The sequence below is a fragment of the Streptomyces sp. NBC_01525 genome (assembly GCF_045040405.1).
Taxonomy (GTDB): domain Bacteria; phylum Actinomycetota; class Actinomycetes; order Streptomycetales; family Streptomycetaceae; genus Streptomyces; species Streptomyces benahoarensis.
Window position 1 is genome coordinate 2,987,923 of sequence record NZ_CP109397.1, and the last position, 10,351, is coordinate 2,998,273.

At 72.2% G+C, this 10,351-nt stretch carries 7 protein-coding genes; 2 read left to right on the forward strand and 5 right to left on the reverse strand.

Features of this window, described 5'->3' with window-relative positions:
- Window positions 1-29 precede the first annotated feature (29 nt).
- Window positions 30-1,325 (reverse strand): LolA family protein, encoded by a 1,296-nt coding sequence (locus OG422_RS13275; RefSeq protein WP_405742903.1) that lies wholly within the window; start codon window positions 1,323-1,325, stop codon window positions 30-32.
- Between the two features lie 287 nt (window positions 1,326-1,612).
- The gene (locus tag OG422_RS13280) at window positions 1,613-2,626 is read right to left on the reverse strand and encodes a polyprenyl synthetase family protein (protein ID WP_405742905.1); all 1,014 of its coding nucleotides are present in this window, start codon (window positions 2,624-2,626) and stop codon (window positions 1,613-1,615) included.
- 584 nt (window positions 2,627-3,210) lie between these two features.
- Here OG422_RS13280 and fahA point away from each other — a divergent pair.
- A complete protein-coding gene (gene fahA / locus OG422_RS13285; protein ID WP_405742907.1) occupies window positions 3,211-4,422 on the forward strand; it encodes a fumarylacetoacetase in 1,212 nt (403 codons plus the stop codon).
- A 131-nt stretch (window positions 4,423-4,553) separates the two neighbouring features.
- Window positions 4,554-5,039 carry a hypothetical protein gene (locus OG422_RS13290; protein WP_143940883.1) on the forward strand — a complete coding sequence of 162 codons (486 nt, stop codon included), beginning with the start codon at window positions 4,554-4,556 and terminating at the stop codon, window positions 5,037-5,039.
- A 93-nt stretch (window positions 5,040-5,132) separates the two neighbouring features.
- Here the strand turns inward: OG422_RS13290 and nuoN are convergent, their stop codons facing one another.
- From nuoN to nuoL, 3 genes are read right to left on the reverse strand one after another with little or no spacing between them, the layout of a single operon-like run.
- Window positions 5,133-6,785 carry an NADH-quinone oxidoreductase subunit NuoN gene (nuoN, locus tag OG422_RS13295; RefSeq protein ID WP_143940882.1) on the reverse strand — a complete coding sequence of 551 codons (1,653 nt, stop codon included), beginning with the start codon at window positions 6,783-6,785 and terminating at the stop codon, window positions 5,133-5,135.
- Window positions 6,782-8,449 (reverse strand): NADH-quinone oxidoreductase subunit M, encoded by a 1,668-nt coding sequence (locus OG422_RS13300; RefSeq protein ID WP_405742910.1) that lies wholly within the window; start codon window positions 8,447-8,449, stop codon window positions 6,782-6,784. The genes nuoN and OG422_RS13300 overlap by 4 nt, the downstream gene beginning before the upstream one ends.
- 3 nt (window positions 8,450-8,452) lie before the next feature.
- Window positions 8,453-10,345: an NADH-quinone oxidoreductase subunit L gene (gene nuoL, locus OG422_RS13305; RefSeq protein WP_405742912.1), complete on the reverse strand. Its 1,893-nt coding sequence runs from the start codon at window positions 10,343-10,345 to the stop codon at window positions 8,453-8,455.
- Window positions 10,346-10,351 lie beyond the last annotated feature (6 nt).

The window sequence follows — 10,351 nt, forward strand, 5'->3', positions numbered from 1 at the left end:
CGCCGGTTGACGTCGGGCGCCCCTGAGGCCTACTTGGCGGCGTGGGCCGTGTTCGCCGTGCTGACGAGGGTCTGCTTGTCGACAGCGCCGACGTAGACCGTGCCGTCGTCGGTCAGCAGGGCGTTGACCAGGCGGGTGCTGAAGACCCGGCCGGAGCCGAAGTCGCCGTGGACCGTGTCGCCGAGGCTGTCGAGGAACGCGGCCGCACCGCCCTTGCCGGTCGGCAGGGAGCCGGTCCCCTTGAGCACGGCGACGCCGGTCCAGCCCTTGCCGAGGACCGTGACACCGTGCGGGCCCGCGGCGTTCCGCGCGCCCTCCTCGCCGCGGAACTCCTTGAAGCCCTTGAAGTCCTTGCCGCCGTGCGGCCCCTGGAGACCACCGCCGTGGCCCTTCCCCTGGGGTATGCGGGCGCCGTCGACGATCTTCGCGTCGCGGGGCGGGGCGAACGAGGAGGCGGCCGGGCGGGCGAAGTCGACGGTGGTGAAGCCCGCGTCGACGACGGCGTCGCCCCCGCTCCGGGGCAGCAGCGAGAACTTCAGCGGCACGCCGTTGGCGGCGTCCACCGCGATCCGGACCGACCCGACCGTCGAACCGGACTGCTTCGGCGTCAGCACCAGCTGGTACGCGTCCCGCCCGGCGACCTTCGCGGTGGAGCCGACGGTGACGGACGTGGTGTCCCCCGCGGCCTTCAGCGCCTGCCGGGCGAGGTCCTGCGGGGTGGCCCCGGCCAGGTCCCGCGGCAGACCCGCACCGGGCCGCGGGCCGTGCGCGGCGCCCGCGGGACGCCCGGAGCGGACGGCGGTGTTGCTGCCACCGTCGTACGCCCAGGTGCGGTCGCCGTCGCGGATGAGGCTGTACTCGGATCCGCCGTCGACGAAGGTGACGCGCTGCTTGGCGGGGCCGTCGGCCGCTATCCGCAGGGTGTGGGCGCCGGACGCCAGCTCCATCAGCTTGTTCCGCGGCGACTGCGGGGCACCGCTGCCGTCGCCCTCGCCGGAGCCGCCCGCGCCGCCGAAGCCCGGCATCGCGCCGCCCGCGCCCGGCAGCGACGGCAGGCCCAGGTCCGTGGTGACGCGGACGGTGCCGGACAGCTGCTGGGTGTCGGACGCGGCCATCTTGGCGAGGAGCTGCTGCGCCGTGATCTTCGGCAGGTCGGGCGAGCCGGATCCGGCGAACGCCGGGACCAGCCCGACCGTCGCCGCCACCACCCCCGCCACCGCGACCGGGACGCCGTACCGGACGGCCTTGCGGCGCCGCACCGGGACGTCCGCCTCCGGGCCCTGGCTGCCTGCGGTGGCGTCGTCTGTCGGTTCGTTCCGTGGCATGTGCCTACCTCCGGTCATGAGCGGCGGGCCCGCGCTGCGCACCGGTCCCCCGGGCCCCTTCGTGGCCGTACCGCCGCGTTGTGGTGACTCCCATCCCACCAAAACGACCGGCACACCGCGTCAACCCACGGAGCCAACCCGTCCTCCTGCTGGGGTATGACATCCGGTCAGCGCACGACGGCACACCTACTCCGGGAGGGTGACGCGCACCCTGACGGAGGCTGGGGGCGAGGCGGATCGGCCGGTCCCGGGGACCGGCCCTGTCGCGCCGTTGCCGCCCGCTCCGGTCAGCCCGCCCGGTGCACCACCGCGTCGCAGAGGCTCTCCAGCGCCGTCTTCGCCATGCAGTCCGGCAGCGGCGCCAGCACGGCGCGGGCCTCCTGGACGTGGCGGACGGTGTCGCGGCGGGCCTGTTCGAGCGCGGGGTGGGCGCGGAGCGCGGCGAGCGCCTCGGCGTGCCGGGCGTCATCCGTGAGATCACCGGCGAGCAGCTCGCACAGGGCGCGGTCCTCGGCGGTGCCGGACGGGCTCTCGGCGCGGGCCCTCAGATACAGCACGGGCAGGGTGGCGACGCCCTCGCGCAGGTCCGTGCCGGGCGTCTTGCCGGACTCGTGGGAGTCGCTGGCGATGTCGAGCACGTCGTCGGCCAGCTGGAAGGCGGCGCCCAGCCGCTCGCCGTACTGGGTGAGGATGTCGACGGCCGTCTCGTCGGCGCCGGACATCATCGCGCCGAAGCGGCAGGCCACGGCGACCAGCGAACCGGTCTTCCCGGCGAGGACGTCGAGGTAGTGGTCCACGGGGTCACGCCCGTCGCGCGGCCCCGCGGTCTCCAGGATCTGGCCGGTCACCAGCCGCTCGAACGCCACGGCCTGGATGCGGACCGCCTCGGGCCCGAGGTCGGCGAGGATGTGCGAGGCCCGCGCGAAGAGGAAGTCGCCGGTCAGGACGGCGAGGGAGTTGCCCCAGCGGGCGTTGGCGCTGGCCACGCCGCGGCGCACGTCCGCCTCGTCCATCACGTCGTCGTGGTACAGCGTCGCCAGATGCGTCAGCTCGACGACGACGGCCGAGGGCACCACACCGGGGGCGTACGGATCGCCGAACTGCGCGGCGAGCGTGACGAGCAGCGGCCGGAACCGCTTGCCGCCCGCGCGGACGAGATGCTGTGCGGACTCGGTGATGAACGGCACGTCGCTTTTGGTGGCCTCCAGCAGGCCCTCCTCGACAGCCGCCAACCCGGCCTGGACATCGGCCTCAAGAGCCTGGTCCCGCACGCTCAGCCCGAAGGGCCCGACGACGGTCACGAGGGGTACTCCTGTCTGCTGACGATCAAACGGAATGTCGATCTGTCGCTGTCTCCACCGCCTGCCAGCGTATCCGGTCCCAGTTCGATCACCGTGAGCGCCCGCCCCCCGAACCCCATCGGCAGCCGACCAGCCCTGTGCCCGGTATGTTCCATGGCCCCATTTTTCCCCGATATGACGTGGATGGGGCGGGCGCGTGCCCCTCGGCGGGCAGGGCCGGGGCGGGCCCGAGGGGGCGAGGCGGGCGGCCCGGAGCAGATGCGCGGGCCCTGCGTCCGGGGCGGCTCCGCGCCGGTGCGGGCGTCACAGGCCCGGGCGGCATGGGCGGGGGCGGCTCCGCGCCCGCACGGGCAGCGCGCGCGTGCGGGCGCCACGTGCGTCCGGGCCGCGTCCGCCCGATGCCCGGTCCCGCTGCGCGCCTCGCCCCGCTTCCCCCACCTGGGCAGGCATCCGGGGAGTTGTCCACAGTGCCCACGGCGAGCGCCGGACGGGCCGTAGCCTGCTGATCGACCCCACGGCCACCGGCCGGGCGGGCGGGGTCGCCGCGCCGCGCCCGCCGGTGACGACGAACGCGAGGAGCTGTCATGCCCGAGCAGAGCCCGTTCGACCTCCCCGAAGGCGACCCCTTCGGCCCGCACACCCTGCCCTACGGCGTGTTCAGCACCGCCGGGGCGCCCGCGCTGCGCCGCCTCGGCGTCCGCTACGGCCGGTACGTCCTCGATCTGAGCGCGCTGCCCGAGCCCCTCCGTCCCGCCCACGCCGAGCTGCTGGCCGCGCCGACCCTCAACCCACTGCTGGCCGCCGGGCGGCCGGTGTGGACCGAGGTCCGGGCCGCCGTCCGCGCCGCGCTGACCGATCCCGCGCACCGCTCCGCCGTCTCCCCCCTGCTGCACCCCCTCGACGACGTCACCCTCCACCTCCCCTTCGACGTCGCCGACTACGTCGACTTCTACGCCAGCGAGCACCACGCCACCAACGTCGGCAAGATCTTCCGCCCGGACGGCGCCGCCCTCCCGCCGAACTGGAAGCACCTGCCGATCGGCTACCACGGCCGCGCCGGGACCGTCGTGGTGTCGGGCACCCCCGTCGTCCGCCCCAACGGCCAGCGCAAGGCCCCCGCCGACGCGGCGCCGACGTTCGGCCCCTCCGGCCGTCTCGACATAGAGGCCGAGGTCGGCTTCGTCGTCGGCACCCCCTCCACGCTCCACGAGCCGGTCGCCCTGGAGTCGTTCCGCGAGCACGTCTTCGGGGTCTGCCTCGTCAACGACTGGTCCGCGCGCGACATCCAGGCGTGGGAGTACGTCCCCCTCGGCCCGTTCCTCGGCAAGTCCTTCGCCACCTCCGTCTCCGCGTGGATCACCCCGCTCGACGCCTTCGACGACGCCCGCACCGTCCCGCCCGCCCGCGACTTCCCGCTGCTGCCCTACCTCGACGACGCGACGGCCGAACCGGGCGGCATCGACCTGCGCATCGAGGTCCGGATCAAGGACGAGACCGTCTCCCGGCCCCCGTTCGCCTCGATGTACTGGACGGCCGCCCAGCAGCTGGCCCATATGACCGTCAACGGCGCGTCCCTGCGCACCGGCGACCTCTATGCCTCCGGTACGGTCTCCGGCCCCGAGCCGGACCAGCGCGGCTGCCTCCTCGAACTCACCGAGGGCAAGGGCCCGTTCCTCCAGGACGGCGACGAGGTGACGCTGACCGCCTGGGCCCCCGGCCCGGACGGCGCCCGCATCGGCCTGGGCGAGGTCACCGGCCGCATCCTCCCCGCGCCGGCCATGCCGCCCGCCCCATGACCCCACGGTCAACGGCCGCGTGGGCAACGGCAGAAGAGGTGGCGGAGGCGGGCCCACGATCGTCACCTCGCCTCCACACCGCTCCTGCTAGCCTCACGGCTTTCCCCTCCCCACCGATCGAGGAGACGTAGGTGCGCAAGGCAGCGCAGATCGCCGGAGCGGCCGCCCTCGCCGCGATGCTGCTCAGCGGCTGCGGCAGCAGCGGCGGCAACTCCGAGGACACTCCGGGCAAGCAGGAGACGACCGCGCCGTCGGCACCCGACGCGGGCGGCAAGCCCGCCGAGGGCGCGGCGCTGGAGGGCGCCTGGGAGACCAAGGAGGGCGGCGACCCGCTCATCCTGGTGTTCAAGAACGGCACGGCCGCCCTCAGCCGGGGCCACAAGGCCGGGTGCCTGGGCAAGATCCAGTCGATGGCCGGTATGTCGATGGTGGCGCTGAAGTGCACCGACGGGGACACCGGCCGCACGATGGGCCGGCTCAAGCCCGGTGCGGACGGCAAGAGCCTGACCGTCAGCTGGGAGGGCGGCCCGACGGAGAAGTTCCAGCGCTCCGAGGACGGCAAGGTGAAGGTTCCCGATCTGCCGGAGCTGCCCAGCGGCGCCCCGAACGGCGGCTGAGCCCGGTCCGTACGACGGCCGCCGCCCGGCCCCTGCGGAAGGGGCCGGGCGGCGGCCGTTCGTGTGAGCGGGACCGAAGCCGCCACCGGTGGGTCAGCGGACGAAGGTGCCCGCCTGCCCCGCGAGATCGAGGAAGTACTGCGGCGCCAGACCGAGCACCAGCGTGACGACGACACCGATGGCGATGGCGGTCGTGGTGAGCGGGCTGGGCACCGCGACGGTCGGACCGTCCGCCTTCGGCTCGTGGAAGAACATCAGCACGATCACCCGGATGTAGAAGAACGCGGCGATGGCCGACGACAGCACACCGATGACGACGAGCCACCCGGCGCCGCTCTGCGCCGCCGCCTTGAAGACGGCGAACTTCCCGGCGAAACCGGAGGTCAACGGGATACCGGCGAAGGCCAGCAGGAACACCGCGAAGACCGCGGCGACCAGCGGTGAACGACGGCCAAGACCCGCCCACTTGGACAGCTGCGTCGCCTCTCCCCCGGCGTCGCGGACGAGGGTGACGACGGCGAACGCGCCGAGCGTCACGAAGGAGTACGCGGCGAGGTAGAAGAGGACGGACGAGATGCCGTCCCGGGTGGTCGCGAGAACACCGGCCAGGATGAACCCGGCGTGCGCGATGGAGGAGTACGCCAGCAGCCGCTTGATGTCGGACTGGGTGATGGCGACGATCGCGCCGCCCAGCATCGTGACGATGGCGACGCCCCACATCACCGGCCGCCAGTCCCACCGCATCCCGGGCAGGACCACATACAGCAGCCGCAGCAGCGCGCCGAAGGCGGCGACCTTGGTGGCGGCGGCCATGAAACCGGTGACCGGGGTGGGAGCGCCCTGGTAGACGTCGGGCGTCCACATGTGGAAGGGGACGGCACCGACCTTGAAGAGCAGGCCCATCAGGGCGAGTGCGCCGCCGATGAGCAGCAGCGCGTCGTTGCCCATCGTGCCCGCGAGGGCCGGGTCGATCTGCTTGGCGCCGTCCGCGACGACCTCGGCGATACCCGCGTACGTGACGGTTCCGGCGTAGCCGTAGAGCAGGGCGATGCCGAAGAGGAGGAACGCCGAGGAGAACGCGCCGAGGAGGAAGTACTTGAGGGCGGCTTCCTGGGAGAGGAGGCGCTTGCGGCGGGCGAGCGCGCAGAGGATGTAGAGCGGGAGGGAGAAGACCTCCAGGGCGACGAAGAGGGTCAGCAGGTCGTTGGCGGCGGGGAAGATCAGCATGCCGCCGACGGCGAACAGCAGGATCGGGAAGACCTCGGTGGTGGCGAACCCGGCCTTGACCGCGGCCTGTTCGGCCGCGCCACCGGGGACGGCGGCCGCCTGCGCGGCGAACGAGTCGACGCGTTTGCCGTGGGCCGCCGGGTCGAGGCGGCGCTCGGCGAAGGTGAACACCGCGACCAGGGAGACCAGCAGGATGGTGCCCTGGAGGAAGAGCGCGGGGCCGTCTACGGCGAGCGCGCCCATCGCCGCGAGGTGCGCCTTCGTCGTGGCGAAGCCACCCGCGGCGAGGCCGATGACCGCGGCGAATGCGGCGGCCAGCGCCACGACGGAGAGCAGGAGCTGGGCGGTGTAGCGGTTGCGGCGGGGCAGGAACGCCTCGATGAGGACGCCGACGATCGCGGCGCCGAAGACGATGAGGGTCGGGGAGATCTGGGCGTACTCGATATGCGGGGCCGGGATCCTCCCGGGCACCTCGGCCGCCGTTGTCCACAGGGTGTGGACATCCGTCACAGGGTTCACTTCGCGGCCTCCGCATCGTGGTGGTGCGCGGGGTGACCGGCCCGCTGGTGCCCGGGCACCGCGTCCACCCGCACCTCGGGCTTGGGGTCCTGCTCGTCCACGACGGAGAGGGTGTGGTCGACCGCGGGGTTGACGAGGTCGGTCAGCGGCTTGGGATACACGCCGAGGAAGAGCAGCAGGGCGATCAGCGGACCGACGACGACCAGCTCACGGACGCGCAGATCCGGGAGGGCGCGGACCTCGTCCTTGGGCGGGCCCGTCATCGTCCGTTGGTAGAGGACGAGGACGTAGAGCGCGGCGAGGACGATGCCGGCGGTGGCGATGATGCCGATGACCGGGTAGCGGCTGAACGTACCGACGAGGACGAGGAATTCGCTGACGAACGGGGCGAGCCCCGGCAGCGAGAGGGTGGCCAGGCCGCCGATGAGGAAGGTGCCTGCGAGCAGCGGCGCGGCCTTCTGCACCCCGCCGTAGTCGGCGATGAGGCGGGAGCCGCGGCGGCTGATGAGGAACCCGGCGACCAGCATCAGCGCGGCGGTGGAGATGCCGTGGTTGACCATGTAGAGGGTGGCGCCGCTCTGGCCCTGGGAGGTCATGGCGAAGATGCCCAGGATGATGAAGCCGAAGTGGGAGATCGAGGCGTACGCGATCAGGCGCTTGATGTCCCGCTGGGCGACGGCGAGCAGGGCGCCGTAGAGGATGCTGATCAGGGCCAGGACGAGGATGGCCGGGGTGGCCCAGCTGCTGGCCTCGGGGAAGAGCTGGAGGCAGAAGCGGAGCATCGCGAAGGTGCCGACCTTGTCGACGACCGCGGTGATCAGCACGGCGACGGGTGAGGTCGCCTCGCCCATGGCGCCCGGCAGCCAGGTGTGCAGCGGCCACAGCGGCGCCTTCACCGCGAAGGCGAAGAAGAAGCCGAGGAACAGCAGGCGTTCGGTGCCGGTGCCGAGGGTGAGATGGCCGGAGGCGCGGGCCTCGACGATCTGCTGGAGCGAGAAGGTGCCGGTGCCGAGCTGGTCGGCGGTGACGGCGTAGAGGCCGATGACCGCGGCGAGCATGATGAGGCCACCGGCGAGGTTGTACAGCAGGAACTTCACGGCGGCGCTCGCCCGCCGGGCCGCCGCCTCGCCCTCGTCGGCGCCGCTCGCGCCGTCGCCGAAGCCGCCGATGAGGAAGTACATCGGGATGAGCATGGCTTCGAAGAAGAGGTAGAAGAGGAAGACGTCGGTGGCCTCGAAGGAGAGGATCACCATCGCCTCCACGGCGAGGATCAGCGCGAAGAAGCCCTGGGTGGGGCGCCAGCGGCGGTTGGGCCGAGCCTCCTCCAAGGGGTCGGCGTCATGCCAGCCCGCGAGGATGACGAACGGGATGAGCAGCGCCGTCAGGGCGATCAGGGCGACGGCGATGCCGTCCACGCCGAGTTCGTAGCGGACGCCGAAGTCGGCGATCCAGGCGTGGGATTCGGTGAGTTGGAACGGTCCCTTGGCGCCGGGGTCGAAGCGGAACGCGATGACCAGGGCCAGCGCGAAGGTGGCGACGGAGAAGAGCAGCGCGACCCATTTGGCGGCGGTGCGCCGGGCCGCGGGGAGCGCGGCGGTGGCGACGGCGCCGACCGCCGGGAGCGCCGCGGCGCAGGTCAGCAGCGGGAACGAGAGATCTGCCATGGGTCAGACACCCCTCATCAGCAGGGTCACGGCGACGAGGACGGCGGCCCCGCCGACCATTTGGGCGGCGTAGGAACGGACGAAGCCGTTCTGCAGACGGCGCAGGCATCCGGAGAGTCCGCCCATGGCGACGGCCGTGCCGGTGACGGCGCCGTCGACGAGGGTGTGATCGAGGCGGACGAGGGTGTCGGTGAGGTGGGTGCCGCCGCGGACCAGGACGACGTGGTTGAAGTCGTCCTGGAGGAGATCGCGGCGGGCGGCGCGGGTGAGGACCGAGCCGCGGGGCGCGGTGACCGGTACGGGCTTACGGCCGTACATCAGCCAGGCGGCGGCGACGCCGAGGAGAAGGACGACGACGGTGGCGGCGGTGGTGGCCGTCGCGCCGAGCGGCGGATGGCCGTGCGCGAGGGAGGTGACGGGCTCCAGCCAGTGGACGAAGGCTTCGTTGACGCTGAACAGGCCGCCCGCGAAGACCGATCCGAAGGCGAGGATGATCATCGGGATCGTCATGGTATTCGGGGATTCGTGCGGATGGACCTCGTCCGGATCCCAGCGCTTCTCGCCGAAGAAGGTCATCAGCATGACGCGGGTCATGTAGAACGCGGTGATCGCGGCGCCGAGGAGGGCCGCGCCGCCGAGGATCCAGCCCTCGGTGCCGCCCTTGGCGAACGCCGCCTCGATGATCTTGTCCTTGGAGAAGAAGCCGGAGAGACCGGGGAACCCAATGATGGCGAGGTAGCCCAGGCCGAACGTGACGAACGTGACCGGCATGTGCTTCCGCAGCCCGCCGTAGCGCCGCATGTCGACCTCGTCGTTCATCCCGTGCATCACGGAACCGGCGCCGAGGAAGAGCCCGGCCTTGAAGAAGCCGTGGGTGACGAGGTGCATGATGGCGAAGGCGTAGCCGATCGGGCCGAGCCCGGCGGCGAGGATCATGTAGCCGATCTGCGACATCGTGGACCCGGCGAGGGCCTTCTTGATGTCGTCCTTGGCGCAACCGACGATCGCACCGAAGAGGAGCGTGACGGCGCCGACCACGACGACGGCGGTCTGGGCCGCAGGCGCGGCGTCGAAGAGCGTCCCGGAGCGGGTGATGAGGTAGACGCCCGCGGTGACCATGGTCGCGGCGTGGATCAGGGCGGAGACCGGGGTCGGGCCCTCCATCGCGTCACCGAGCCAGGACTGCAGTGGCACCTGGGCGGACTTGCCGCAGGCGGCCAGCAGCAGCAGCAGCGCGATGGCGGTGAGCTTGCCCTCGCCCGCCGACGTGGCCGTACCCGCGGCGTCGAGGACCGGTCCGAACGCGAAGGTGCCGAAGGTGGTGAACAGGAGCATGATCGCGATGGAGAGGCCGACGTCGCCGACGCGGTTGACGAGGAACGCCTTCTTGGCGGCGGTGGCGGCGCTGGGCTTGTGCTGCCAGAAGCCGATGAGGAGGTACGAGGCGAGGCCGACGCCCTCCCAGCCGACGTACAGGAGAAGGTAGTTGTCGGCGAGGACGAGCAGCAGCATCGCCGCGAGGAAGAGGTTGAGGTAGCCGAAGAAGCGGCGGCGCCGTTCGTCGTGCGCCATGTAGCCGACCGAGTAGAGGTGGATCAGCGAGCCGACCCCGGTGATCAGCAGGACGAAGGTCATCGACAGCTGGTCGAGCTGGAAGGCGAGGTCGGCGTGGAAGCCGCCGACCGGGATCCAGGTGAACAGGTGCTGGTGCAGGGCGCGGTCATCGGCGGTCCGCCCGAGCATGTCGGTGAAGAGGACGGCGGCGACGGCGAAGGAGGCGACCGCGAGGAGCGTGCCGATCCAGTGGCCGGTGCGGTCGAGGCGTTTTCCGCCGCACAGCAGCAGGGCCGCACCGACCAGCGGTGCCGCGATGAGCAGCGCGATCAAGTTCTCCACTTTGTG